This window comes from Spirosoma horti (assembly GCF_054776595.1).
In genome coordinates, this window is record NZ_BAAHBQ010000002.1 from 521,765 (window position 1) to 547,169 (window position 25,405).

Annotated in this window: 21 protein-coding genes; 9 read left to right on the top strand and 12 right to left on the bottom strand. The window is 52.3% G+C overall.

The genetic code is table 11. The annotated features are described in order from the left end of the window. The first annotated feature begins 128 nt into the window (after nt 1-128). Nucleotides 129-1,262, top strand: coding sequence for a Fic family protein (locus ACYVAM_RS06105; RefSeq protein WP_461064971.1), 1,134 nt, complete (start codon nt 129-131; stop codon nt 1,260-1,262). 96 nt (nt 1,263-1,358) lie between these two features. On the opposite strand, the gene ACYVAM_RS06110 is transcribed toward ACYVAM_RS06105, so the two are convergent. The 5 genes from ACYVAM_RS06110 to ACYVAM_RS06130 form a co-directional block, all read right to left on the bottom strand. Continuing rightward, nucleotides 1,359-1,709: a VOC family protein gene (locus tag ACYVAM_RS06110; protein ID WP_461064973.1), complete on the bottom strand. Its 351-nt coding sequence runs from the start codon at nt 1,707-1,709 to the stop codon at nt 1,359-1,361. A gap of 63 nt (nt 1,710-1,772) precedes the next feature. After that, nucleotides 1,773-2,225, bottom strand: a complete 453-nt coding sequence (locus tag ACYVAM_RS06115) for a pPIWI_RE_Z domain-containing protein (protein ID WP_461064975.1) — start codon at nt 2,223-2,225, stop codon at nt 1,773-1,775. A 358-nt stretch (nt 2,226-2,583) separates the two neighbouring features. After that, on the bottom strand, nt 2,584-2,835 hold the full coding sequence (locus tag ACYVAM_RS06120) for a hypothetical protein (protein ID WP_461064977.1): 252 nt from the start codon (nt 2,833-2,835) through the stop codon (nt 2,584-2,586). Nucleotide 2,836: 1 nt separating this feature from the next. Further along, nucleotides 2,837-4,180: an ADP-ribose polymerase gene (locus ACYVAM_RS06125; protein WP_461064979.1), complete on the bottom strand. Its 1,344-nt coding sequence runs from the start codon at nt 4,178-4,180 to the stop codon at nt 2,837-2,839. Nucleotides 4,181-4,282: 102 nt separating this feature from the next. After that, entirely contained in the window at nt 4,283-4,678 is a 396-nt protein-coding gene (locus tag ACYVAM_RS06130; RefSeq protein ID WP_461064981.1) for a pPIWI_RE_Z domain-containing protein, read from the bottom strand. Nucleotides 4,679-4,828: 150 nt separating this feature from the next. On the opposite strand from ACYVAM_RS06130, the gene ACYVAM_RS06135 reads away from it, so the two are divergent. Both ACYVAM_RS06135 and ACYVAM_RS06140 read left to right on the top strand, forming a co-directional pair. After that, nucleotides 4,829-5,920 carry a helix-turn-helix transcriptional regulator gene (locus tag ACYVAM_RS06135; RefSeq protein ID WP_461064983.1) on the top strand — a complete coding sequence of 364 codons (1,092 nt, stop codon included), beginning with the start codon at nt 4,829-4,831 and terminating at the stop codon, nt 5,918-5,920. Between the two features lie 4 nt (nt 5,921-5,924). Further along, nucleotides 5,925-6,440 carry a DUF1905 domain-containing protein gene (locus ACYVAM_RS06140; protein ID WP_461064985.1) on the top strand — a complete coding sequence of 172 codons (516 nt, stop codon included), beginning with the start codon at nt 5,925-5,927 and terminating at the stop codon, nt 6,438-6,440. 39 nt (nt 6,441-6,479) lie between these two features. Here ACYVAM_RS06140 and ACYVAM_RS06145 read toward each other — a convergent pair whose 3' ends face one another. Then, entirely contained in the window at nt 6,480-8,954 is a 2,475-nt protein-coding gene (locus ACYVAM_RS06145) for a TonB-dependent receptor (protein WP_461064987.1), read from the bottom strand. A gap of 85 nt (nt 8,955-9,039) precedes the next feature. Then, the gene (locus tag ACYVAM_RS06150) at nt 9,040-9,408 is read right to left on the bottom strand and encodes a hypothetical protein (RefSeq protein ID WP_461064989.1); all 369 of its coding nucleotides are present in this window, start codon (nt 9,406-9,408) and stop codon (nt 9,040-9,042) included. 390 nt (nt 9,409-9,798) lie between these two features. Here ACYVAM_RS06150 and ACYVAM_RS06155 point away from each other — a divergent pair, with 390 nt between their 5' ends. Both ACYVAM_RS06155 and ACYVAM_RS06160 read left to right on the top strand, forming a co-directional pair. Beyond that, nucleotides 9,799-10,521, top strand: a complete 723-nt coding sequence (locus ACYVAM_RS06155) for an SDR family oxidoreductase (protein ID WP_461064991.1) — start codon at nt 9,799-9,801, stop codon at nt 10,519-10,521. 178 nt (nt 10,522-10,699) lie between these two features. Then, a complete protein-coding gene (locus ACYVAM_RS06160) occupies nt 10,700-12,742 on the top strand; it encodes a hypothetical protein (RefSeq protein ID WP_461064993.1) in 2,043 nt (680 codons plus the stop codon). Between the two features lie 26 nt (nt 12,743-12,768). Here ACYVAM_RS06160 and ACYVAM_RS06165 read toward each other — a convergent pair whose 3' ends face one another. Then, nucleotides 12,769-14,988 carry a TonB-dependent receptor gene (locus tag ACYVAM_RS06165; RefSeq protein ID WP_461064995.1) on the bottom strand — a complete coding sequence of 740 codons (2,220 nt, stop codon included), beginning with the start codon at nt 14,986-14,988 and terminating at the stop codon, nt 12,769-12,771. A 399-nt stretch (nt 14,989-15,387) separates the two neighbouring features. On the opposite strand from ACYVAM_RS06165, the gene ACYVAM_RS06170 reads away from it, so the two are divergent. Next, a complete protein-coding gene (locus ACYVAM_RS06170; RefSeq protein ID WP_461065679.1) occupies nt 15,388-15,726 on the top strand; it encodes a type II toxin-antitoxin system VapC family toxin in 339 nt (112 codons plus the stop codon). On the opposite strand, the gene ACYVAM_RS06175 is transcribed toward ACYVAM_RS06170, so the two are convergent. From ACYVAM_RS06175 to ACYVAM_RS06185, 3 genes are all read right to left on the bottom strand, one after another. After that, entirely contained in the window at nt 15,645-16,946 is a 1,302-nt protein-coding gene (locus tag ACYVAM_RS06175; protein WP_461064997.1) for a sensor histidine kinase, read from the bottom strand. The genes ACYVAM_RS06170 and ACYVAM_RS06175 overlap by 82 nt on opposite strands. Further along, nucleotides 16,943-17,626, bottom strand: coding sequence for a response regulator transcription factor (locus ACYVAM_RS06180; protein WP_461064999.1), 684 nt, complete (start codon nt 17,624-17,626; stop codon nt 16,943-16,945). Before ACYVAM_RS06180 ends, ACYVAM_RS06175 begins: the two co-directional genes overlap by 4 nt. Before the next feature lie 66 nt (nt 17,627-17,692). Beyond that, complete coding sequence (locus ACYVAM_RS06185; protein ID WP_461065001.1) at nt 17,693-18,664, bottom strand: aldo/keto reductase; 972 nt, start codon at nt 18,662-18,664, stop codon at nt 17,693-17,695. Between the two features lie 98 nt (nt 18,665-18,762). On the opposite strand from ACYVAM_RS06185, the gene ACYVAM_RS06190 reads away from it, so the two are divergent. After that, on the top strand, nt 18,763-19,062 hold the full coding sequence (locus ACYVAM_RS06190; RefSeq protein WP_461065003.1) for a putative quinol monooxygenase: 300 nt from the start codon (nt 18,763-18,765) through the stop codon (nt 19,060-19,062). Nucleotides 19,063-19,123: 61 nt separating this feature from the next. Beyond that, nucleotides 19,124-22,669 carry a carboxypeptidase regulatory-like domain-containing protein gene (locus tag ACYVAM_RS06195; protein WP_461065005.1) on the top strand — a complete coding sequence of 1,182 codons (3,546 nt, stop codon included), beginning with the start codon at nt 19,124-19,126 and terminating at the stop codon, nt 22,667-22,669. Nucleotides 22,670-22,674: 5 nt separating this feature from the next. Here ACYVAM_RS06195 and ACYVAM_RS06200 read toward each other — a convergent pair whose 3' ends face one another. Next, entirely contained in the window at nt 22,675-23,208 is a 534-nt protein-coding gene (locus tag ACYVAM_RS06200) for a hypothetical protein (RefSeq protein WP_461065007.1), read from the bottom strand. Between the two features lie 145 nt (nt 23,209-23,353). On the opposite strand from ACYVAM_RS06200, the gene ACYVAM_RS06205 reads away from it, so the two are divergent. Next, nucleotides 23,354-25,396 (top strand): beta-L-arabinofuranosidase domain-containing protein, encoded by a 2,043-nt coding sequence (locus tag ACYVAM_RS06205; protein WP_461065009.1) that lies wholly within the window; start codon nt 23,354-23,356, stop codon nt 25,394-25,396. Nucleotides 25,397-25,405 lie beyond the last annotated feature (9 nt).

The following is a 25,405-nucleotide window of genomic DNA, read 5'->3' on the forward strand; positions in this document are numbered from 1 at the left end:
CAATAGCAATATTAAACTGAATTCATATCTCCTAACCTTAAAAGACTCCTTTTTTAAGGTTAGCCGCCACTGATGACCTCATTTTTAAGGTACATTTGCCTAGTTAACCTTAAAAAAGGGCGATTTTAATGGCTGATCAACCGCTTTATCAAATAAATCCAGATAGAAATGTGCCCTGGAATGGGTTGCCAGATTTGCCGATTCACCCCAATTTGTATCGTACGATTGCTGTTTTCGAACAATTGGGGTATGCGAAGGAGGCATTAGGACGCTTGCAGGGTCGCAGTGTTGCCATTCCTAATCAGGGGTTGTTGATCAACTCGATTAGCTTGCAGGAAGCGAAAGACTCCAGCGCCATTGAAAATATCTTCACAACCGACGATGAACTGTATCAGGCGTTTAGCGAAAGTACGCCCGAGCAAGTTTCTGAGTCCACCAAAGAGATACTTCGCTACCGGGAGGCTTTGTGGAAAGGCTATTACCATTTGCAGGAGCAGAGCAGTTTTACGTTAGATTATTTTATTCAAACGTTTCAGGAGATCAAGCAGTCGGAGGAGGGGATTCGTCCGGTTTTCTCACAGGTATATATCCGGCAGGGGGGCAGCGGGCCTAACGCGGGTAAGCCTGTGTATACGCCCCCACGTGGGCAGGGCATTCTGGAAGCTAAACTGAGCAATCTGGCTGACTTTCTGAATGATGATCAAACATACCGAATTGATCCCCTACTAAAGATGGCTATTGGCCATTTTCAGTTTGAGGCCATTCACCCGTTCCGAGATGGGAATGGTCGTACGGGGCGTGTACTCAACATTCATTATCTGACGCATAAAGGGTTATTGGATTACCCTATTCTGTATCTGAGCCGCTACATTGTTGAGCATAAAGAAGACTATTACAGCGCGTTGGCGGGCGTTTCGCAACGAGGTGACTGGCAAACCTGGTTGTTATATATGCTCAGAGCCGTGGAAAAAACGGCGAACCTGACATATGAGAAAATCAATCGTATTATAGCCGCGCGCGACGCCGTGTTAGCCATCATTGCCAATAAGAAGGATATTCGCCGACCGGACCAGCTTACTCAAAAAATCTTCACACAGCCTGTCACTCGAATTCGACATCTTACCGAGGACCGAACCTTTGCTGAAAATACCGCTCGTGATTATTTAAATAAGCTGGTCGAAATAGGTATACTGGAGCGTAAAGTAGTAGGCGGGAATCATTACTTCATTAATCGGGAGTTGTACGCGATTTTAGCGGAGTAGAACACGTGAAAAGCCGTACCCATACAACATCCAAAAAACTTTACGTGATTTTTCATATGCCAATCAATGTATTGGACTGCCAGAAAACCAACAGGCCTACGACACAAAATGCCAGCAGACACCAGCCAGATCGATGACGTTCACTTCCCGGCCGTAGGGTTGGTCGGTTGGTTTGCTGACTCGGATACCAAACGTTTCGGGTAGTTGCTTTTCCGTTATTTCCTGCCAGAATTCGTCGGCGTTGCTGATCCGCACATTCAGCATCAGGTTTTCGGCAAACTCGACGTTGGCGTAGTTCTGTAAAATGAATTTACACCCATCTCGCTCAAAACCAACGTAATCACCCGCATCCCAATTGATTGTGAACCCGAGTGCCTGGAAGAATTGCCTGGCCTTGTTAAAATCAGCTCCTGATGGGATAAAGGGTTCTAGAGATAGAAATGTCATGGTCAACTACGGTTAAGCGGGTTTGTAAATTAGGATAAAAAGTATCACGGCAACTAACGGCTGCTAGGCCACTGCTTTCGCAAACATCCCGACCCGCTCCCGCAGCAGATACCCGCTCACGTCGGTGCGGAGGGTGCCCTGCGAATTGTAGGTCCGCAAGGCCAATGGCAGACTAGCGTATTTGGCCAGCGCATTGTACCAGGCGGTGCGGTCCATGTAAGGGGCCAGCAGAATGCGGGCCTGGCTTAAGGCGCGGTGCTGCCGGGGTGACCAGATGGGCCGGTTCCGGTAAACAGAGCCGTGTCCCGTCAGTAAATCAGGCAAAACCTGTGGCGGTGCCATCGGAACCAGCTCGGCCAGTAAGTAAAGTCCCAGCTCCACATTGAGCAGTCGGTTGGCTACCATGCCGGGTAGCGCATGCCGAAAGCGCAGCCGGGTCGCCAGTGGCTCCTGCCAGTGGAGAAGACTGGCAAGGGCCGGGCGGGAAACACGGGGGGTGGAGAGAAGAGTGTTCATCGTATTTGTGTTTATTGTTCTTGTTGTTGAATCAAATCTACTACTACAAGAACGTAACCTTTTTACGTTGTACTCTTTCTGTAAAAAAAATCTCAATTATTTTTTAGAAGGTCTTTCGCCGGGAATTCGCGAACCGGCTGACACAAAACAAAAGCCGCTGTCCGCAGTGACGATAGTCGTTTCTGCAGACAGCGGATCCCGTTGCCAGACGGCTGTGCCGTTGGATTGGCCTACTTTCGCACAGGGGCAAGCGTACGGCGTGGCGGAGTATCGTGGATGACGGTATGTAAATGCAGGTGTACGCAGAGCCGGATACACCGCCTGCATACACCTGCCAGGAAAAGAATGATAAAGAGTCTCATTGCAGCGAGGGCGCGAACCTCGGAAAGTGGAACACTCGGAACTTGCCATTATTGTCGTCGATGGTCCAGTTCTCCCACAGGCTGATGACGAACAGCCATTGGGACACATCGGCCTGTCGGGCTTCGTAGCCACGCCGACGAAGGGCATTTTTTACGGCAAGCGTTGTGGTACTGCCTTCGGCCAGAATAAGCGTCGTCGCGGCAAAACGGACGACCAGTGGGTCTAGTTTTTTGCGTTGTATCTCCATCTTATGCCTTGATTTTGACAATGTATCGAACAGTACATTGCGCTGGGTTGTAAACAATGAATTCGTTCTTTTGCAGGCTGACGCCCTGCCGCGCAAACACGGAATCGTAGCGCGCGTCCAGGCGTTTCAGCGCGTCGGCATCCAGTGTCATGTGCTGGGGCTCGTGTTGAGTCAGTGCCAGTTGCTCACCAACATGTACCTCATAAATAGCCAGATAGGCTTCGTTTTGCCGGCCGTTTGCCCAGACAGAGCCATTGAGCGAGGTGTAGTTGAGCGACTTGCTGAACTGATCGGCGAAGTAGATGCCATAGCCAAACATCTTGCCCGTAATGATGGCATTGGCCGGACGAAGCATCAAGCCGGTCTTCAGAATCGAGAGCCAGTTTTCGCTTCGGCTGCCGTGCCAGAGAGGCAGTGTTTTGCGGTTCTTCTGCTGACGAACATAGTGTTCGAAAGCTGCATCTGTAGCCGCATGCCGAACGCTAAAGGCCGCATCGAACTTGCTGGCGTCGGCACCCATCATTTTTTTGATAAGCGTGAGTATGTGGCTGTCTGTTACGGGTTCAACCGTCAGGTTCATGCTCTCCAGCAGGGTCAGCGAAGGCTGGTCTGCGCTATTGGCAGCCGGGGCCAGTTCAACCTGACCCCGCATTACGTCGAGGGTTTCCTGTTCGTCGGCAAGGGCGTCGCGCAGGGGTTGTAACGCAGCGACCGACTGGGGCGACTGGCTGGCCAGGTGCTCTTGTACCTGGCTCATCCGGCGCGGGATTACCTTAAACAGATCCAGTAACTTGGCGTTGTAAGCAACTGTATCCATGTCGACGCCCAACTGAGTCGCCAATTCATCGAGCAGGCGTTGGGCGGCTTCGACTTGCTTGCCCGTCACCTGTTGTGCCGTAACGACATAGTTCTGAAAAATGGACTGGTTTGCCAGTTCCAACAGCCTCGACATCAATCCCCGTACCTGCGGGTTAGTGATCGTACTGGCGTCAATTTCGGGGCTTGCCTCGGCAAACAGGTACGTCTGATCGGTGTAGCCTTTTGCTTTCTTCTCCCGAATTTTGCGTTCCCACTGCGCCATGGGGTGAATGGATTTACTCCGAAAACCACCCACACGGCCATAATGGGCCACGAATGTGCCGTTTTCTTTCTCCCGCATTTCGTAGAATTTGTTGTTGTTTTCGGCCGTCACCATCATAAGTTTCACTGTCCGTAAGTGCCGGATCGGTGGCGCAGGCAGGTTTATATCGGACGTAGACAGTACGGAGTTAATCGATCGATTTGCCTGAAGAAGGGCGGCCGGTGCAGACTGGCCCCATACCCGTTGTAGCAACTGATTAAGCATATGGATTGTACGTGTGTGAAGGAAGCGTGAGCGAGTTCACCCCGCCACAACGGTCGGCCAGAGAGCTGATTGGTTGTGGCGAGGGTAAGGTATTTAGGCGTACTACGCCAGCATTTTGCGTAATACACCCAGCCGATTACGGGAGAAACCAACGGTTTTCTCGGAAAAATGGCTGCAATCGCGGCTTAGGTCATAGGCTAGCCGGTGCGAAGGTGCAGCCGCGTAGGCGTCCAGTAAAGCCTGCCAATGGAAGCTATTGGCGAAGTGAGCCAGCAAAAGACGTCCTCGGTTCAGGTATTTTTTTTGTTTTGTCGAGAGGCTGAGCCAACGGGCGTCATCGGGCCGGAGCAGGGCCGGTAAGGCCGTTGGAGGTGCGCTGGGGTGTAGCTGCTGAAGCAGAAACAGTCCCAGTTCGAGGTCAACTAATTGCCGGGTCGAAAGCGACGGGCGGGGCGTATAAGCCGGGGTGTTTGAGTACGGACGCTGTGTATGAGTCATGAGATAGTCTATGTAATGTCCGGTTCAAAAGTATATCCCCCAAAACGTAATCTATTTACGGCCTTCTTTTTATTTGAAAAAACTTTCGTCTACTTTGCATAGACCTGGACGGATCGTTCATTCATCAGTTATAATTCATCATTCCTCACCATGCCCATAACCCGTTCCGCTTTCCAGCGATACCGGCTCATCGACGAGATCATCAGTCGGTACCCGCGCCGTTATTCCAAACAGAAGCTATTCGAGCTGTGCCAGGACAAATGCGGCATTCGGTCCATTTCGTCGCTCGAAAAAGACATTCAACGGATGCGTGAAGACCATGACGCACCCATCGAGTATGACAAACGGGCCAATGGCTATTATTACAGCAATCCGCAGTTTCGGTTGCTGAACCTGATGCTGGCACCTGAGGACATGGAAGCGCTCGATTACGCCCGCGAGGTGCTGGCGGCTACCCAGGGAGCTACCGTGGCCGATGAATTGACAAATGCCCTGCAGAAAGTACGACAGAGTTTGGACATCATTCGGGAAGTGAAAAGCGACGATAGAACGGCTCCGTCTACATCGCGCCGGATCGTGTATGTGGAAGAGAAAATTCTGGGCGGCAATCGTCAGTTTGTGCCAATGCTCATCCGGGCCGTCAACCAGAGTCGGCAGGTGGCGTTTCGGTATTTGAAGTACGAAGAGGTTAGCCCTGTCGTGACTGGCAAAGGTGCGCGTAAGGGGAAGGTCGTCAATCCGGTTGTCTCGCTACTGGATCGCCCCAAATTGCGCATTCTACATCCAATTCTGTTGCGGGAAGTTGCCGATAGCTGGTACGTCATCGGATACGATGCGGTGAGTGGGGGCGAGAAAACGTTTGCCCTCGACCGCATGAGCGAACTCGAACTGCTGGACGATCCCTGCGATGTTCCGCCTGCCATTCTGGCCAATGTAAGCGACCTTTTCGAACACATTTACGGGATTACCGATAGTCACGGACCCGTCGAAAATATCATTCTTTCGTTCAGTCCACTCTTTGGGCGCTATGTAAAAGCCAAGCCAATTCACCAGACCCAGGAAGTATTGAGCGACACCGACACGGAATGCATTGTGCGCTTACGTCTGGCGCCCAACCGCGACCTGCTCATGCACCTGCGGAGTTATGGTGAGCACCTGACGGTGCTGGAACCGGCCAGTCTGGTACAGGAAATAAAGGCATCGCTGGAAGCAACACTGGCCCGATATCAAGCAACCGCATAAGCCCATGCCCACGTTTACCACCATCCTTCAAAAGTTCGACGCGAAAGGTGAAAAAACCGGCTGGACGTACATCGACATTCCGCTCGATATAACCGAAGCCATCAAACCCGGCCAGAAAACATCGTTCCGTGTGAAAGGAACGCTGGACAATTACCCGATCAGCTTAGTCGCTCTGCTACCTATGGGCCGGTCTGGTGATGTGGAAGGCGGGTTTATTATGCCCATCAACGCGACCATGCGTCGAGGTATTCGAAAAGAAGCCGGTGCCACCGTTCGGGTTGACCTGGAAGTTGATGATTCGCCCATGCCGATTTCCGCCGATCTGCTGGCCTGCCTAGACGATGATCCGGCGGCACAAGCCCATTTCCAGACCTTGAGCCGCGGGCATCAAACCTATTTCAGCAACTGGATTGACGACGCTAAAACAACCGAAACTAAAACCAAACGGCTAACTCAAGCCGTTATGGGTTTGGCTATGGGGCTCAATTTTGGCCAGATGATCCGGCATTTCAAGAAATGACAGGGTGTACTAAACAGCCAGAAGCTGTTTGGTACACGGTCAATTAAATGGAATGGTCAGCTTCAGGCATATATTCCGGCCCATTCCAAACATGCCCAGACGCCCGTTTGGCGACTGCGTGAAGTACTCGAAATACTTCAACCGGCTCAGGTTCGACTGATAGGCTATATCGAAAATATTGTTGACTTGGAACAGAAGCCGAAGACCGGGCTTGTCTTTTCCAACGTGAATAAGCCCGTCGATACCCGCATTAACGAGCGTATAGCCCGGGGTCGCCGTTTCTGTATCATTTAAGCCCAGGTACCGATCCTGCCGGGCATTGTAATCGACATCGGCTTTGATCGTTACGTCCGAAAGCCATTGCCGTTTCATCGGAAAGTTCTGACTGACGCCCGTTGCCACCCGTAGGGGCGGAATAAACGGCAAATACTCGCCATTGGTGCCCGCATCCGTATAGCGTACACCCCGGTTGTAGCCATAAACGACGACGACGCTGTTATCGAAGCTGAACCCGCGCCAGGCAGTTGGGTGCAAGCTGAACTGCGTTTCAAAGCCATATAGCTGCGCTGATGATTGCTGATACTGATAGGTTTTGTTGCCCGGCACAATCACCACCGGCTCGCCCTGATCATCGACTAACTGGGTAAGCGAAATGTAATTCTCAATGAAGTTGTTAAAGACGCTGACGCCAATGTTGACATCGGGGAAGGTGGCGGTCAGGCCGATATCTTCCTGCAAACTGAATTCGGGCTTGAAGTTCCGGTTGCCGATGTACACAATGTGTGCGCCGGGATCGAGGCCATTCGACGCGATTTCGGTGATGCTGGGTGCCCGATAACCCCGGGCAATGTTTGCTTTTAGAGCCAGCTTTTCGGAGAATTCATACGTCACGCCAACACTGGCCGAAATGCCAGTAAACGATTGGTTGAGCCGGGGGAACTGCAGGGTGGCACCGGCTGTGTCGGGCAGGGTCGCGTGTTGGTCGAAACCCGTTTTAGGATCGGTGCGAACGTAAAAGTCATCCCCCCGCAACTGACGCTTGTCGTAGCGCAGGCCGCCACTCAGGGTCATTTTTTCGGCCTGGTATTTGAGGAAGACGAAGGTGCCTACATCAAACAGCCGGTAGTCAGGAATAGGAAACGCCGTTCCGTTCTTGTTTTTATTCGACTGTGCCATGCCATTGACGCCAATGGTGGAGGCTAGCCGGCCCAGATTAGGCAGGTTGTATCGCAGGCCGTAATTGAACGTGTTGAGCCGCACAAACAGACCGGCCTGATCGGGCTGCGTGGGGTGGTTATATTCCCGACGAATGTTTTGCTGGAAAGCCAGTAAAACGTCGATTTCGCCATTGCCGATCTGATAATGGTTGTTGGTATGTAGCCGGTAGTGCTGAATCCGTTGGTGCAGCGGACTTAGGTGATACGAGGATAACTCACTGGCCGGAACAATGGGGCGGTGCTTTATATCGTCCAGGTCGGATTCGGCTACCTGCCGCGTAAACTGCCGTGTAAGCGAATCCCGGCTACCGTCGGGAATGCCCTGTAAATTGTCGTACAGCGAAGCCCCAAACCGCGAGTAGCCCTTGTGTCCTGAGTACCCAAGCATGGTCGTTAACGTTCGTTCCGAGAAGCCCGTGTTATACACCAGCCCGTCAATGTTGTTCTTATAGTTGGTGGCCGCCCGAATCGATCCGCGCATGTTCCAGGCCCAACGCGATCCGCCCGATGCCAGGCTGATCGACTCGCCCAATAGCCGGTTATTCGACTGGTACTCCGTAACCAGTCCCACTTTGATTTTACCTTCGGTATCTTTTGGATACATGGGCAGCATACTGACGACACCCGCCAGCGCGTCGGAACCGTACATCAAACTGGCAGGGCCTTTGATCACTTCGGCCCGGTCGATGTTGTAATTGTCGACCTCCACGCCGTGCTCGTCACCCCATTGCTGACCTTCCTGCCGAACGCCGTCGTAGAGCGTAAGCACCCGATTGTAGCCCAGGCCTCGAATAAACGGCTTTGAGATGTTAGGCCCGGTTTTTACGGCATTCAAACCGGGCGCGTTTTTGACCAGCACATCGATAATGTTGCTGCTGGCCGTTGTCTCGATGGACTTGTGCGAAATGGCCAGAATGGCAACCGGATTTTGCCGAAGCAGGGTTCCCCGCGTAACCCCCGTGACAACGACCTCATTTAAGGCATTTACAATGGGCAATAGCGTTGCTGTATATACGTCGTTTCTGGGTCCAATCGCTACCGTGTCTGATTTATAGCCGATGCAGGAAATAATAAGCGAGTGGGGGAGCGAATCGGCTTTCATCGACAGCGAAAATTGCCCGCGGGCGTCGGTAAGTGCCCCTTTATTTTGTCCGCTCAGGCTTACATTGCCGAATGGGATGGGTTTGCGCGTATCGGCATCGGTGACCGATCCACGAATGGTACGAGTTGGACTAGGCTGTGCATAGACAAAGCCCTCGGTTAGTCCGAGACTAATCAACAGGAAAAATAATTTCATTCAGGGGGTATCGTTTGATGGACTATTTCAACAGCGTGCAGCAGAAACCACTGGTTTACAAACCAGTGCGTGCAAAATCAGGAAATTAGCAAACGACAGGCGGACCCCGATGAGAGAAGCAGCAGAACGGAGAATAAGACTGAAATAGCTGGCTGGTGAACAGAAAAACCGGCCGCAAATGCGTTCTGAGGAAAAAGAGAAAGGCAAAGAAACTACTGACAACGACAGGCAGATGCGCGGCCAGATCGAGCAGCAGGATTTCCTGAGCGGTATGCGTATTGGGTAAGATCGGGCTCTTTCCGAAAGGCCAGTAGGGGTGAGCGTGAACAATCAATCGGCCATCTGACAACCGGTGCGCGTGACGAAACACCACCCCATTGAGCCACATCGCCAGAAACAGGCCAAGCAGCAAGCGGGCTACGCGCAACCGATTCATATGGAGCCAATCAATCATTCAATACACGCTCAGTTGACAGAGTGGCAAACATTATACCGTCAAATATACGAATTGATGATTCGAAAGGTTTTAGACTCGTCTAAAAAATTTTTACTTTGATTAAACGGCTCTGACTTTCAGTACAGTCTGGGCAGAAACGAACAGTTTTTAGCGGTCGCTGGGCTATTTTTTCTAATTTGAATGCTTGGATAGATTATGTCTGGGCCAAGCCTGAGCTTGGCCCAGACATAGCTACCGTTGTTAGTCTGGAGGAGTATTACTTTGAGCTTGAGCGGACTGAGTTTTATACACTCGTTCATCGTGGCGTTGCAGGCGATCCTGCCGGGAAAACTTCTTTGCGAACTTTGCGCGAACCTTTGCGACCTTTGCGGGTAGAAAATCAATCCTATGAACGTAGAAAACAAAACCATTATCATTTCGGGCGCGTCGCGGGGAATTGGTCGGGCAACGGCCTTGCTGTTAGCGCAACATGGTGCCAACGTAATCGTTACGGCCCGTAGCGCCGACGACCTGAACCAGCTCGAAAAAGAAGCAACGGAAGGCCACGTTCGGGGCAAAATCGTTGCTGTCGCGGGCGATGTTGCCAGCGAATCGGACATGGCGGCTGTTGTACAAACCGCTCTCGATCAGTTCAGCCGCATCGACGTGGTGATCAACAACGCAGGCTACGGCGTATTTAAAAATGTAGACGAAATTACGGTCGAGGAATGGGATGCGCTGATGGCGACCAACGTAAAAGGGACGTTTGTGCTGACCAAAGCTGCCTTGCCCACACTCAAAGCACAGGGCTCCGGGCATGTTGTTGTGGTAGCCTCCGACGTTGCCAAACGCACCTTTGCCGGTGGGTCATTGTACACGGCCAGTAAATACGCACAGGAAGCGTTTACGGGTGCTTTGCGCAAGGAAGTTCGGCCATTCGGTATTAAAGTGACGGGTGTGTATTCAGGTCTGGTCGATTCCCATTTCCACGAGAAAGGACACGGCCACGAAACCTCCCAAAACTGGCTTAAAAGCGAAGATATGGCCGAGTCGATGCTGTTTATTATCAGCCGCCCCGCCCATGTTGTGATCGACGAGTTTATGGTGCACCCGTTGAGTCAGGAATATTGATTGATAGAGGATGTAGGGTGTATGCTATAGAATATACCCTACATCACTAATTTCATGCTCCTATCCTCACGGACAGAGAGATAGAGTAAGATAAAATCATCTCAAGATAATTTTATCTTACGTTTCGTGCGCGTTCCCAAAAGGCTAAACAGTAATCTTTGGCTCTATTCTCCTTCCTGTGATTGCAACAAATCGACCGGAAATGAAGGCACTGCCCGTACTACTTATCTTCCTCTCCAGTTTTCAGGTACTTGCCCAATCGTCGGTAAGTCCATCTTCCTCAAAGCGGTATTTCGGCCTTCATTTTGATTTTCATGCCGTTGCCAGCGATTCGCTGATCGGGCGAAACTTATCCGAACGGACGCTTGATTCACTGTTGACAGCGGTCAAACCCGATTTTATCCAGGTCGATTGTAAAGGGCATCCGGGTGTGTCGAGCTATCCGTCGAAAGTAGCTACGGCAACGGTGGCCCCCCACATCGTCAAGGACCCACTGGCGTTTTACCGGGCCGTTACGCGTAAACATGGCGTCGACCTGTACCTGCATTATTCGGGTGTATACGATGAATCGGCTCTGGCCAAACACCCTGGCTGGGCGGCACAAAAAGCCGATGGCACCATCAACCCCTTAAAAACGTCCGTACATGGCCCTTACGTCGATTCGCTGCTGATTCCGCAACTCAATGAGTTAGCTGATTCGGGGGCCGACGGCGTATGGGTCGATGGAGAGTGCTGGGCAACGGTGCTCGATTACTCACCCACTGCCCTGGCAAAATTCCGGGCCCAGACTAGTATTCAGGCAGTGCCGACTACGGACAAGGACGCTACGTATGGAGCCTTTAAAGACTTTGCCCGTCGGTCATTTATTCAATACATGGGCCATTATGTCGATGCCGTACACCGCCATCGGCCAACGTTTCGAATAGCATCCAACTGGGCGTATTCGTCCATGATGCCCCAGCCCATCCAGACAAACGTCGATTTTCTGTCGGGAGACCTGACGCCGAGCAACAGCGTAAACTCAGCGGCTCTGGAAGGACGGATTATGGCCGCCCAGGGTCGGCTTTACCGGAAGCCCTGGGATTTGATGTCGTGGAGTTTCTGGTATGAATTCAACCCCGTGCAACGGCAGGGCGATCAGAAATCGGCTGTTCACCTGATGCAGGAAGCGGCCGAAATCATTTCGCTCGGGGGCGGCTTTCAGGCCTATTATCAGCAACGTCGGGATGCCGCCATTGCGTTGCGGGAGTTACCTGCTATGGCGGCACTGAGTCGCTTTGTCAGAGCCCGGCAACCGTTTTGCGCTGGTGGCATTGCTGTTCCGCAGATTGCCGTTTTATATGCCAATACGACGGTAAGCGCCTTCAATGAGTCCCTCTTTGGCAATGGCCAGACGCAACGGATTAGTGGCGTGCTGACGGCGCTTCTGGATGCCCAATTGCCCGTCGAAGTACTAGCCGAGCAACACCTGCAGGGACGAATGAGTCAGTATCCGGTCATTGTCGTATCGCAGCAGGACTCCCTTGATCCCGCGTTCCGCCGTGAACTACTCGACTATGCCCGGCAGGGTGGCCATTTGCTACTGATCGGTGCCCAAACAACGCGTTCGTTTACGACTGAACTGGGCGTTGAGGCCATCCATGAACAGGCAGCCAGTCCGAAAGTGGTCTTTCATCAAGGCGCATCCGTCGTGTTAACGGGGCCGTTTCAGCCCGTACGCATCGTAGGGGCTGAAACAAAGTCTCTTGGGCAGTTTCTTAAATCAGAACCTGGTGATCCGGCACCCGGTGTGATCGCTACGGAAACGATGTTTGGTCGGGGGAAACTGACGGCGGTCTATGCCGATCTGAGCCAGGACTACAAAAAGCACCAATCGGCCAAACTTCGTGATTTCATTGCGTCACTGGCTCGCCCATTGCTGCCCAAGCTAGTGGTGGACGTGCGTGGTTCGCACTTGGTCCATGTTGTCCTGAACCGGAAAGGCAACCAACTGACCGTGAATCTGATCAACACCGGCGGTCGCCACGCCGACCCGCAGGTGTTTACCTACGATGAAGTGCCATCCCTGACGAACCTGACCGTTCGGCTCCGCACCAACAGGAAACCTACCCGCATCATTCAGCAGCCCGAAAACAAGTCGCTGCCCGTTCGCTACGCGAATGGTATCGCTACGGTAATCGTACCCGAACTGGCCGTGCATTCGGTATTGACAGTTGACTAAGATCATATGGCTTACATTGTCCTACATCATAACGTGTATTTCAACGCCAGATTAACAATCCGGCCTTCCAGCGGTGCCCAGATCGGGCGGAAGGTGGGCTGAGTGATAGGGCCGCTGACAACCGTTTCGAAATTGGCCTGTTTAACGTTAAAGAGGTTTTCGGCATTCAGTACCAGCCGCCAGTGGTCGTTGTAATGGTACTCGGCTGCCCCGGCGAAGAACCAGTAGTTCGCTACTTTCTGGTTGTTGTATAGGTATTGAGAACCAACATAGGCCGTCTCGATACCAAACCGGAAGTGCTCATTCTCCCAGGCCAGAGTAGTCGAAAATTTGTCTTGTGGAGCCAACGGGAGGTAACTGTTATCGGATGGGCCCGGACTGGATTGGCCCGGACTGGATGGGCCGTCGCGCCGGGCGAGGGTGTGGTTATAGCCTAAATAGAGTTCGTAGTCCTTGTATTCAAGCCGGACATAGGTATCCGTCCCGACACTGAACAGATTATAAGGCGCGTTGATCAGCTGCGTATAGGGCCCCAGGTTACTCGATGTGCTGGCAAAGGCCGACACCACCGGCGAGTTGACATAGGTGTAATAAAAAGCCTGATCGACTTGCAGCGATACGCCACTTTCGAACGTTTTTGAGTAAGCAATGTCCATATTGGCTCCCACCGATTTTTCGGCTTTTACCGTGGAAACGTCAATAGGCAGCAGGCGCGGGAAAATCAAACTGACATTTAAGGCACCGGGTGTCTGATTCACAAACAGGTTCGGGGTTTTGTAACCCGTTCCAACACTCAGCCGCACCGTCCACGGATCAGCTGGTTTCAGCTTGATGGATAAGCGGGGCAGCAGGAAGTTGCCAAACGTATTGTGATGATCGAACCGAAGACCGGTCTGTAAGGCTACTTTATCACCCACCTGCCAGTCGTCCTGCACGAACCCACCGATGGTCTGGTAGGTGTAGTCGACCAGCCGGGTGCTGTCGGGGTTTTTGTGAAAGGCCTCAACCGTCAGGTTGGCTCCGGCAATGAGTTGGTGTTTCCCAAACCGGATAAGGTCATTTCCTTCCAGATAAATTGACGATTGCCGTCCATCGGATAGTTTCTGGTAGTCGGTGTTCTTCCGGTGAAACGTACTCACGGCACCTTTCAGAGTCAGCGCGTTGGCTGGCGAGGTGTTATGTGTCGCGTCGAAATCAACGGTATGCCGTTGTAAGTCGGTGATGTTCCGATACGCGTTGGGCAGCGTGCCTTCCAGTGCCGCCAGATATCCACCTTCCCGATGTTCGCCCGTGAACGAATACCCGATGTTTACCCGCGTCTGATCGGATGGATTATAGAAAAACTTCGGGTGAAAGTTAAACTGCTTGATCTGCGGGCTATCGGTATAACCGTCGCTGGTGACATCGACGGCGGCCTGGTCTGTATACCCCGAGAACAGGGTCAGGCCTGTTTTTCCATAGCGTTGCGAATAATAGGCATTCAGGTTGTTCTCCTGCAGCCCCGAATGGTTGATCAGGGCGGTGAAGGTGGGTTTTTCGGAGGTGGGCGATTTGGACACAATGTTGATCATGCCGCCAATTGCGCCCCCACCGTAGAGGGTCGATACTGAGCCTTTTACGATTTCCACCTGTTTCAAATCCAGGGGTGGAATCTGTAATACCCCTAAATTGCCGGAGAAGCCTTCGTAGAGCGGCAGGCCGTCGCGCAGAATTTGCGTGTACTTCGGATCAAGGCCCTGCATTCGGATGGCCTGATTGCCGTTTACGGCCGATGTGCGCTGGATATGAATGATCGAAATATCGCCCAGAATGCTGCTTACGTTGCCCGGAACAACCGCACTTTCTTCGTCCATATCTTCCTGCCCCAGTACTTCTACTTTAATGGGCAAATCCTCGATTCGGGAGTTGGTTCGGGTGGCCGTTACGGTCACTTCGTCGAGGGAGGCATCCTGGCTGTGGAGCCGAAAAACGAGCGTATCGGCTGTTGTCGATAGGGGAAATGATTGCGTCTCGTAACCAACGGCGCTAACCGTCAGGGTGTTGATCGTAGCGGGCAGGTTGGCAATGATAGCTATGCCAGCCGCGTTGGTAACGGCACCCACAATCGGTTTAACTGCTGTACGTACGGTGGCCGCAATGATAGGCTCGTGGCTGATGCTGTCCTCCACCCGAACGATACGTCTGGCCTGACCGAATGCAGTGGTAATTCCCAGCAGGAGCAAGCCAATAAAAAAGAGATTTTTCATTAGTGAATGATTTGCCCACAAGTTTCGGAAGGAATTATGGAGAGAATTTGAAGAAAGGCAATTGGGTAAAGGAGCGGTATGAACCTTGCCGCTTTTTCGTTGTTTCGTAAGCGAACATAAGCAGCAACCTTGATGAGACCGAAAGGAATAAAAGATCGTCCGCATTTATTCAAGAAGTTCAATACCTACTCTGCCGCCGAAATTATTGCTGCGGGTGGCGCTACTGAGATTAGATACCAATAGTCTACTTTATATAGCTCGCGACAAGTCTAGTAGACGAGTAATCCAATTCATAAATCCCGCTGATGTTATTGTATATGTCTCATTTACGTCCATTGCAGAAATAGAATCAATTGCTCTGCAACAGCGATGGAGTGATGATAAAAAAACAGAGTTGAAATTTTTCTTGATAATGCACGTGTAATTGATATTACTGACTTGATCCTGAAAAATTACGTAGATCTCGACGCCTACAGCCAGCGGAATCACCCGGAGTTTTTAACATGTCCATTTACAGCGCCCCGTACTATAGGTAAACATGACTTGTGGATTGCGGCAACGGCGTCACTACTCAACCTAACGCTCGTAACGACCGATGGTGATTTTGACCATTTGCAGAATGTCTTTCTTGATTTGCGGAGAATCTTCCCGACCAGTTACGCCCCCTGTTGCAATAGCCCTATTCTGAATTCATGCGTACCCTTGTTGGCATCGTACTGGTACGTTAGCGGTAAATGATAGCGGTCACAGATTTGCTTGACCAGCGCTAAGCCCAAACCCGTCGAGTCAGGGCGGGCCGGGTTCTTGACGAACCGATGGAATAACTGGTTGTCCGCAAAGGGCAGCGGTTCGCCCGTATTCTGAATGCTCAACGCACGCGTGGTTAGCTCAATGTCAATATAATTGGCTGCCTCTCCATTTGTACGATGTCCATGCCGGGCACATCCATGCCGAACCGCATTTTTAAGGAGGTTCGTGAGAAGGACAACCACTAATTGCCGATTCATTTTCAGTGAAACGTCGGGCGCAATCTTCCGGTTGACAGCCATGTGTTTGTGCTCAAAAAACGGCGTGTATTCATCGGTATATTGATTGGCCAGTTCACTGAGGTTGACGAACTCGTCGTTGGCAAACTGGTTATTTTCTACCTGTGTAAGCAACAGCAGCGACCGATTCAGGTGACTGAGTCGTCCGAGGGCATCCGTAGCGCGCTGCAGATGTGCGTAATCGTTTTCGGTCAGGTGTTTCGATTGCATCAGGAAATCCAGTTCCGCCGAGGCAACCGCCAGGGGCGTTTGTAGCTCGTGCGACGCATTTTCGGTAAACTGTTTCTGTAACGAAAACTGGCGTCGGAGTTTTTGCGTCAACTCGCCCAGCGATCGATTCAGTAAACCGAACTCCCGAATCTGGTTATCCGGAAACACCGGTTCCGCACCCGAATCGAGCCGAACGCTGCTGATCCGGTCGATGGTGGCGTAGAAGGGTTCCCATAACTGTCTGGATAAACTCAGGCCAACAACTACAGACAAGACAACCAGAATCAGAAAGCCAATGATGACACCGACCGATAGCTCACGCGCCAATTCACTGAATTCATAGTACGGTTGTTGGATCGTAATCAGATAAATTTGCCCGTTAGCCGAAACGGTTTCCTGCAACTGCCGAATCGGTATTGGTTTGTTGCTATCGAGGGAATCCAGAACGGTTATATCCGTAAACGTTGGCGCTGCTGGGGAGTTTACCCGGGCAATACGGGGGTTGTTATCCCAGTCTGTAAGTTGGGCAAGGGGTTGTTTCTGAAGCCGTAAGGCAGTTTGTTTTACCTGAGTTGTCAGAATCTCATCTACTTCATACCGGATTTTCCGGTGAATGAGCGTATGAAAGCCGACCGCGCCGACCAGCGCAATGGTCAAGGCGGTGATCAGCAAATAGCGGGCTGTCTGACTGAGCAGGCTCATGGCAAACGGGTCGAAAATAAGTAGCCTGCGCCGTAACGGGTTTGAATATAATCGGGGCAGCCCGCCAGAATGAGCTTCCGGCGTAGGTTTTTAACGTGCGTGTACAGGAATTCGTGCGAGTCGGCTGCGTCCATTGCATCGCCCCAAACGTGTTCGGCAATGGCCGATTTAGAGAGGAGTCTATCCGCATTTGTGACCAGAAAAAGGAGCAGCTCATATTCTTTTCCCGTTAGTTTAACATCGGTATCATGCACACTGACGCGTTGCTGATCAGGCCAGAGCCGGAGGTCTCCCGCACTTATTTGTGCCTGCCCGCCAAATAATCGACGGCGCAACACCGACCGCAATCGGGCGTTGAGTTCGGGCAAGTGAAATGGCTTGGTGAGGTAATCGTCAGCGCCCGCGTCGAGGCCGGTTAGTTTGTCTATGAGCGCATCTTTGGCGGTTACGACAATAATTCCTGCCGTCGACTGGTGAATTTTCAATTCACGTACCAGGTCGAGACCATTGCCATCAGGCAACATCAGGTCGATGACTAAGCAGTCATAATCGTAATCATGTGCTTTTTCGGCTCCCTGCCGGTATGTAGTCGCTGTTGTCACGGTATAGCCTTCGCTTTCCAGATATTGCTGAACGGCAATTTGCAAGGCGGGCTCGTCTTCAATTAGTAGTATTTTCATAAGTTATGTACCAGACAGCTTCTCGCTGTATGAATCTACAGACAGCGAGAAGCTGTCTGGTACAATTTATTGGCTCCACTCAGTTGGCGTCCGGTCCCAGCGATGGCCTTTCAGTTCTTGTAAAAGCGCTGATGGTAAGCCTTGGCCATCACTGGCCGCAATGTTAGCCTCCACGTTGCGAATCTGGCGCATACCCGGAATGGTGGTATGCACATCCGGGTTGCTCAATATAAACCGAAGCGCCATTTCGGGCATGGTCATACCGGCCGGAATAAAGGGTCGTAACGCGTCGGCATGGTCGACACTGCTGTTGAGGTTTTCGGGGACGAAATACGTCGACCGCCAGTCGTTGGCCGGAAACGTCGTTTCTTTCGTAAACGTCCCGGTCAGTGTACCTTCGTCGAAGGGAACGCGGGCAATGACGCCGATATTCAGTTCCCGGCAGAGGGGGAATAGGTTATCTTCTGGATTCTGATCGAAAATGTTATAAATGACCTGAACCGCGTCGATGAGCCCCGTCCGGATCGTATTTAAGCTATTGTCCGGCTCCCAACGGTTAACCGATAGCCCCCACGCTCGCACCTTGCCCTGCTGGGATAGTTTGGTGACGGCTTCCTTCCAGTCGTCCTGATCGGCCCAGGCATCTTCCCAAACGTGAAATTGCTGCAAGTCGATCGTTTCGACGCCGAGGTTTTTCAGGCTTTTCTCGGTGTATTCAACAATGTAGTCAGCCGGGAAAACATCGGCTAGTTTAGACTCCGGTTTCGACGGCCACTGGCGGTTTTTTGGCGGAATTTTGGTGGCGGCATACAATTGCTTGTTGGGATTATTTTTCAGCAACTGGTTCAGGATTTCTTCGCTAACGCCATCGGCATAGGCCCAGGCAGTATCGAAAGAATTGCAGCCCAGATCAACGGCGCGTTGCAGCGCTCGTAAGACTTCCTCTTTGTCGGAGCCCGTCCAACCGGCCAGGCCCCACATGCCATAGCCTATTTCAGAGATTTTCCAGCCCGTGCGGCCAAATGTGCGGTAATTCATAAAAGGGTTTGTTATTTGTGGTTTGTCGTTTGAAAAGACAACTCGTCTTACAAACATCAAACAACGAACCACAAACAACAAACTAAGTTTTATAAATTATGCTCATTCGTATTGTTCGCATGACGTTTCAGGAAGATAAACTTGCTGACTTTCATGCCATCTTTGATCGCTCGAAGCAGCGCATCCGCACCTTTCCTGGCAACCACCAACTCGATCTCCTGCGGGACTCTGACCAACCCAACGTCCGGATAACATATAGCCTGTGGGAATCGGCCGATGCGCTGGAAGCCTATCGCCAGAGCGAGTTGTTTCGTGCGACCTGGGCCGCTACGAAACTGCTTTTCGCCGAGCGGGCGGTGGCTTTCTCAGCCGAAAAGCTGGAAACGGTAAGTGCTTGACAATGTGAGTAAAATCGCTTAGATTTCGTCTTCTCCGGTTGATTTGTCAACGGATGTCCCTATGAATCGTCAGCGCTCTATCGTTTGGTTGACTGCCTGTCTGCTAACCTGTCTGACGACGATCCTATGGGCACAAACCACAACGACGCTTACGGGGTATGTGACCGATGCATCGACAGGGAAGCCGATGCCGTTTGCCAATGTCTACCTGAACGGCACAACCCGCGGCACCGTCACCAACGAGCAGGGCCATTATTCCCTGTCGGGGGTTCCCCTCGGAACGGTTGAAGTAGTGGCCTCTTTCATCGGTTATCAGCCGCATCGGCGCATTTTTCGGCTGGATGCCAGCCCCGATAATAGAGCTAGTTTCCGATTGAAACCAAGTGACCAGACACTGGCTGCTGTAACGGTTCGGGGAAATCCGAAAAAGTGGCAGCAGCACCTTAAGCAGTTTAAACGGCAATTGTTGGGTGAGCCCTTTGGTGGGCAGTGCCAGATCATGAATACCGATGCCCTGAGTTTTCATGAAGAGAATAGCCATCTGAAAGCGACGGCCAGCGAGCCACTCGTCATTGAAAATCAGGCCCTGGGTTATCGGCTCTGGTACGACCTGCTCTATTTTGACGGAACATCGCAGAAAGTGTATTATGCCGGGGCTACCCGTTTTGAGGAATTGAAAGCCACCGACGAACGACAGGCGAACCGCTTTCGACGCAACCGAATGCGGGCCTATAAAGGATCGACCCGACATTTGATGGCCAGCCTGATCGATAGTACCTACGAGAAAGAAGGCTTTCTGGTTTATCAGGAAAACCTGGTTGTGCCGATTGCCCGAAACCACGAAAACCGGACAACCCTGTATGGGTCGGTGAATGGCCGTCTCAACCCATTACGCATAAGCAAACTGATTCAGCCAGGACGGTTGCCAACCGAACGACGACTGGTTTCGAGCCGCCCGCTGGTGGTTTTTTACACCAATGCTACGTCGACCTATTCGCCTTATCTGGATGCCCGTTTTGCTTATTCGCAGATCGTGCTGCCCGCCGGTCAACTGGAGATGACGGTCGACGGAACCATTACGATGCCCTTCGGTACCGAAATACAGGGCTCGTTGGCCGATGATCGCCTGTCGACAATGTTGCCGGCCGACTGGACACCAAACCCTGCCGATGCGGACCCTGTTACCACAGGGGCACCCATTGCTACGCAGGGAAAACTGATGCCGCCCGATGCCCGCATGAATCGAATCGCTACGGCGTTCAATGACCGTTTCAAGACGCTGGCTCCGGTTGTGTTTCTGCATACCGACAAACCGTTTTATGCAACCGGCGACCGGATCTGGCTCAGCGCCTATGTGCTGGATGCCGCGACTAACCGCCGACCACTGGGCGAAACCGCTATTCATGCCGATCTGCTAACCGCTTCCGGAAAGCTTGTGCAACACCAGTGGCTCCGGGTGCTGGATGGACGTGCTGTCGGCAATTTTCGTTTATCCGATTCGCTGGCGTCGGGCACCTATCGGCTGCGAGCCTACACAGATGAGGACAATGGGCAACACCGACCCGCATTTAACCGGTCGATTGCGGTCTATAACCTACTCCAGGGCGCAGCCAGTAAACGAATCGACACGGTCCGGAAGCCGCTGGATATACAGATATTGCCCGAAGGCGGGCGCTGGCTGGTCGGGCTACCCGCACGACTGGGCGTTAAAATCACGCAGCCAGATGGACATGGGCTCCTGATGCCGGGCAGGATCGTGAACGACGAAGGACTGGAAATTACCAAATTTACGACCAATGCCGTCGGGATAGGCAGCCTTGTGATGACGCCCGTGGCGGGTCGCAAGTATTATGCTGACGTACTTTATAATGACCTTCATCAGTTGGTGCCATTGCCCCTGGCCGACCAGGAAGGGCTCATGCTGTCGGCCGATGTGGTCAGTGATACCAATCGGCTGGCACTAGCTATTATTGGTACGAGTAAACCGGCAAAAGATTCGGTCTATATCGTCGTTCAACAGCAGGGGCGACTGGTCGATCAACGAAAGATCCTGCTCGAAAATGGGGTAGCACGGGTAAATCTGCCGACGGCTGCACTGCCAGCGGGCCTGAATCAGCTTACACTCTACGACGCCACCGCCCGTCCGCAGGCCGAACGCTTAGTATTTATTCCCGAACGAGTGCCTCCTGTGCGGGTAATACTTGGCCTAAATAAATCGCACTACCAGCCTCGGGAACAGGCGATTCTAAGTGTCAACTTGAATGATGACGGACTGCCCGTAGTAGCGGCTCTATCGGCATCTATTACCGACGTGGGGCAGGTTCCTTCCGACACGGGCGCAGCTACGGTACACACGCACCTCCTGCTAACGGGGGAGTTGCGGGGTCAGGTAGAGCAACCCAACCAATACATGCAGACAAATTCGTTGGAAACCCGCCGGGCATTGGATGACCTGCTCTTAACCCAGGGCTGGCGACGGGTGAGCGGTACGCCCGATACCGAATTGCTCGGTGGAGTATCGTTGATGGGCCGGGTGCTGAATGCGAAAAATCAACCAATGGCCGGCGCGCAGGTCATGGTCGCGTCTACCGTGCCCGGGCAGTCATTTGTCCGGTCGGCCGGCGCTGATGAGCGCGGACGGTTCCGGCTGGCGGGTTTTGCCTTTGCCGATACGGTTAGGTTAATGACTCAGATCACGGATCGGCAATTAAAAGACATACCGGCAAAGGAGGCCCGCCTGGTGCTGGAAGGGCCAGACACGTTCTGGGAGCCCGATACCGTTCATGTAATTCCCGACTGGGTTGCCCTGCGGGCTCAATTAGACGCGGCCCGAACCCGTCAGGAAAGTGATGCAGATCTGTACCGCGACAAAACCGTTAAAGTATTGAAAGAGGTGACTGTTCGGGCGAGAAAGCCGAATGAGCGCCCGGACTATGTGGGGCGGATGAGCCTGCATGGCGAAGCCGATGCCACGCTCGTGTTCGATGAAAAATCACCCCGATTTGCAAACCTGTATGAGATGATTCGGGGTAAGGTAGCGGGTGTTTCGGTGAGTCAAACTATCAATGGTGGGTATCAGGTCATAATTCGGGGTGTGGGAAGCTTCGTTAGCAGCCCGCAGCCGTTATTTCTGGTGGATGGTATGTCGATCCAGGACAATGACGGCACGGCCTTACTGACCTTCAATCCCGGCGAAATTGATCGAATCGAGGTTCTGAAAAACGCAACGACGGCGGGCGCTTACGGGATGCGCGGAGGGAATGGCGTCATTGCGTTTTTTACCAAACGTTTCCGGCCTGATCAGGAAAAAAAAGAAGAAAAAGCGGGAATGAAACCCTTACAGGTCATTGGTTATCCTTCGGTTCAGCGGGAGTTTTACGTTCCCCGGTATGAAACCGCCGACCGTCAGCCTGCCGAAGCGCCATCGGGGGCTGTCGACCGTCGGGATGTGCTGTATTGGAAACCGCTGATGCAAACCGATAGCCAGGGGCATAGCCAACTGATGTTTCCACTGTCGGATGTTGTACGGACCATGCGGGTTGTGGTGCAGGGGGTTACGGCCGATGGACGACCCGTGGTTGGCGTCGCGTTACTTCGGGTTCAATAAATGGATTACTTCCCCCAACTGGGTGTTGGCGTGCGGGCATCGAAGAGCTCGTCCAGGTAGTAGTCCCGACGCGGTCGTCGGTCACACTCGTCATTCCCAATTGGGTAACGACAGGTGGCATATAGGGTCACATCATTGGGATTCATCAAACTCACATAAGTGCCGTTCGGGAATTTGTCTGTTTTATGCGCCCTCGTCAGAAGGCAGTGCCCGAGCTCATGAAAAACCAGGCATTCCCGTTCATACTGATTCGCCTGCTGCCAGCAAAAGGCATCGCTGTTGAGCGTGATCCGGGGCGTTTTCCCGCTTTCTAACCGGCATTCGCCACAAATATCTTCGCTTACGGCCGTTCCGAAGGTAACGATCAGGTTATCCGTCGAAACGGGAATGTTTCGTTTTTTCGCTTCATCCCGAAACGATTTGACAAAGGGTTCCACCTCCGCTGGCACACTGTACTGGACCGGCTCGGGCTGTGAATCGGACTGGCAACCTGTCAGACCCGCTAGCAGGAGCAGGATCAGGAGCGAAACTGGGCGCATGGAAATTGGCTTAGGACTTGTCTTAAAACTACAGCCTGAAACGGGAGTTTGCAAGTCTGGTTGTCAGTGAGATGAGTCGCTACCCTGAACGGAGTATAATTCACCTGGGCTAATCTTATTGTAGTCGTTGAACCACGCTCTGTTTATGCGAATAACTAGTCTATTGCTGCTGTTTTTCGGTATCCTCATTCATGCCCGTGCTCAGCCGGAAGCCATCAAAAAGAAAGATACGTTTGCGGGTTATATCAACAACCGCAAACCGTTGCGACCCAACCCGTATATCGAATTGCCGTTGGGCGCCATCAAAGCGCAGGGTTGGTTAAAGGAAATGCTTGTGCGGCAAAAAAATGGAGCTTCCGGCCATCTGGACGAACTGTATCCGCTTGTGATGGGTCGGCGCAACGGCTGGCTCGGTGGCGATGGCGACCAGTGGGAGCGTGGACCCTACTGGATTGACGGTCTTTTGCCGCTGGCCTATCTCCTGGAGGACCAGGAACTGATCGCTAAAACCAAACCCTGGATCGAGTGGGCCATTGCCAGTCAGCAGCCCAATGGCTACTTCGGACCATTGAAAGACTACCCGCAGGAAGCGGGTGTTCAACGGGACAATTGTCAGGATTGGTGGCCAAAAATGGTCATGCTCAAAATTCTGAAACAATATTATTCGGCAACCCGCGATCAGCGGGTGATCACCCTGATGACTCGTTATTTCAAATATCAGTTGCAGCAACTGCCGACTCATCCGCTCGACCATTGGACGTTCTGGGCGCGCTACCGGGGTGGCGATAACCTGATGGTCGTTTACTGGCTGTACAACATAACGGGCGATGCCTTCCTGCTCCGGCTGGCTGATCTGCTGCATAAGCAAACGTTCGATTATACAGGTAGCTTTCTGAATACCAATTTCTTATCGCAGGAGGGGAGCATCCACTGCGTGAATCTTGCGCAGGGCATCAAGGAGCCGTTGATTTATTACCAGCACCATGCCGACCCGAAGTACGTACAGGCGGTCAATAAGGGTATGGCCGATATTCGCCGTTACAACGGCATGGCACACGGTTTATACGGGGGCGATGAGGCCCTACATGGCAACAACCCGACCCAGGGATCCGAATTATGCACGGCTGTAGAAATGATGTTCAGTCTGGAAAGTATGCTCGGTATTACGGGCGGTATTGCCTACGCTGACCAGTTGGAGAAAATCGCTTTTAATGCGCTGCCCGCGCAAATCAGCGACGATTTTATGGGCCGCCAGTATTTTCAGCAGGCCAATCAGGTACAGCTCACGCGCCATATCCGGAATTTTGATGTCAATCACGGCGGTACAGATGGCTGCATCGGCTTGCTGACTGGCTATCCCTGTTGTACCTCCAACATGCACCAGGGCTGGCCCAAGTTCACCCAGAATCTCTGGTATGCTACCGCCGACAGAGGGCTGGCTGCCTTGTTGTATTCGCCCAGCGAAGTCAACGCGTTTGTGGCGAATGGCACGGAAGTCAAATTTATGGAGGAAACGAACTATCCGTTTCGCGAAACCATAAAGTTTACGCTGACGACCGATAAAAGCGTAAAGTCGGTTGCCTTTCCTTTTCATCTGCGCATTCCGGCCTGGTGCACAAAAGCGACCGTTACTGTAAACGGCAAACGCTGGAAGGAATCCGCTGGTAATCAAGTTGTCGTGGTATCCCGGGAATGGAAATCGGGTGATGTTGTTGAGTTGACATTGCCCATGCACGTCTTTAAAAATCAGTGGTATGAGAACTCGATTTCGGTGGAGCGAGGCCCGCTGACCTATGCCCTTAAACTGGGTGAGGAGTGGAAAACGGTAACGAACGACAAGGACCCCATCGATTATGGAAGCCAGTATCTTGAAGTGCGCCCTACTACAGCCTGGAACTACGGGCTAGTGGACGTTCCCGACGCTAACGTAGAAAAGGCTGTAAACGTAACGCAGGTCAAAGAGGTGGCCAGCTATCCATGGAATCTGGAAAATGCACCTAGCGAAATCCGACTGAAAGCCCGGCGAATTCCCTCCTGGCAATTATACAACGAAATGACAGGCCCCATCCCCTACAGTATCACCTACGGCATGGTGACCGAAAAAGAAGAAGAGGAGGTCATTCTGGTGCCGTATGGTTGTACCACACTGCGGATATCCCAGTTTCCGGTACTGAGGAAAAGGGATTAAATACGGCTC

Excerpts from the sequence above, each read along its gene's own strand:
- ACYVAM_RS06180 (WP_461064999.1), bottom strand. The coding sequence starts at position 17,626 with ATGAAAATACTACTAATTGAAGACGAGCCCGCCTTGCAAATTGCCGTT.
- ACYVAM_RS06130 (WP_461064981.1), bottom strand. The coding sequence starts at position 4,678 with ATGACTCATACACAGCGTCCGTACTCAAACACCCCGGCTTATACGCCC.
- ACYVAM_RS06145 (WP_461064987.1), bottom strand. The coding sequence starts at position 8,954 with ATGAAATTATTTTTCCTGTTGATTAGTCTCGGACTAACCGAGGGCTTT.
- ACYVAM_RS06150 (WP_461064989.1), bottom strand. The coding sequence starts at position 9,408 with ATGATTGATTGGCTCCATATGAATCGGTTGCGCGTAGCCCGCTTGCTG.
- ACYVAM_RS06135 (WP_461064983.1), top strand. The coding sequence starts at position 4,829 with ATGCCCATAACCCGTTCCGCTTTCCAGCGATACCGGCTCATCGACGAG.
- ACYVAM_RS06175 (WP_461064997.1), bottom strand. The coding sequence starts at position 16,946 with ATGAGCCTGCTCAGTCAGACAGCCCGCTATTTGCTGATCACCGCCTTG.
- ACYVAM_RS06195 (WP_461065005.1), top strand. The coding sequence starts at position 19,124 with ATGAATCGTCAGCGCTCTATCGTTTGGTTGACTGCCTGTCTGCTAACC.
- ACYVAM_RS06125 (WP_461064979.1), bottom strand. The coding sequence starts at position 4,180 with ATGCTTAATCAGTTGCTACAACGGGTATGGGGCCAGTCTGCACCGGCC.
- ACYVAM_RS06190 (WP_461065003.1), top strand. The coding sequence starts at position 18,763 with ATGCTCATTCGTATTGTTCGCATGACGTTTCAGGAAGATAAACTTGCT.
- ACYVAM_RS06115 (WP_461064975.1), bottom strand. The coding sequence starts at position 2,225 with ATGAACACTCTTCTCTCCACCCCCCGTGTTTCCCGCCCGGCCCTTGCC.
- ACYVAM_RS06155 (WP_461064991.1), top strand. The coding sequence starts at position 9,799 with ATGAACGTAGAAAACAAAACCATTATCATTTCGGGCGCGTCGCGGGGA.
- ACYVAM_RS06105 (WP_461064971.1), top strand. The coding sequence starts at position 129 with ATGGCTGATCAACCGCTTTATCAAATAAATCCAGATAGAAATGTGCCC.
- ACYVAM_RS06205 (WP_461065009.1), top strand. The coding sequence starts at position 23,354 with ATGCGAATAACTAGTCTATTGCTGCTGTTTTTCGGTATCCTCATTCAT.
- ACYVAM_RS06200 (WP_461065007.1), bottom strand. The coding sequence starts at position 23,208 with ATGCGCCCAGTTTCGCTCCTGATCCTGCTCCTGCTAGCGGGTCTGACA.
- ACYVAM_RS06185 (WP_461065001.1), bottom strand. The coding sequence starts at position 18,664 with ATGAATTACCGCACATTTGGCCGCACGGGCTGGAAAATCTCTGAAATA.
- ACYVAM_RS06110 (WP_461064973.1), bottom strand. The coding sequence starts at position 1,709 with ATGACATTTCTATCTCTAGAACCCTTTATCCCATCAGGAGCTGATTTT.
- ACYVAM_RS06165 (WP_461064995.1), bottom strand. The coding sequence starts at position 14,988 with ATGAAAAATCTCTTTTTTATTGGCTTGCTCCTGCTGGGAATTACCACT.
- ACYVAM_RS06140 (WP_461064985.1), top strand. The coding sequence starts at position 5,925 with ATGCCCACGTTTACCACCATCCTTCAAAAGTTCGACGCGAAAGGTGAA.
- ACYVAM_RS06120 (WP_461064977.1), bottom strand. The coding sequence starts at position 2,835 with ATGGAGATACAACGCAAAAAACTAGACCCACTGGTCGTCCGTTTTGCC.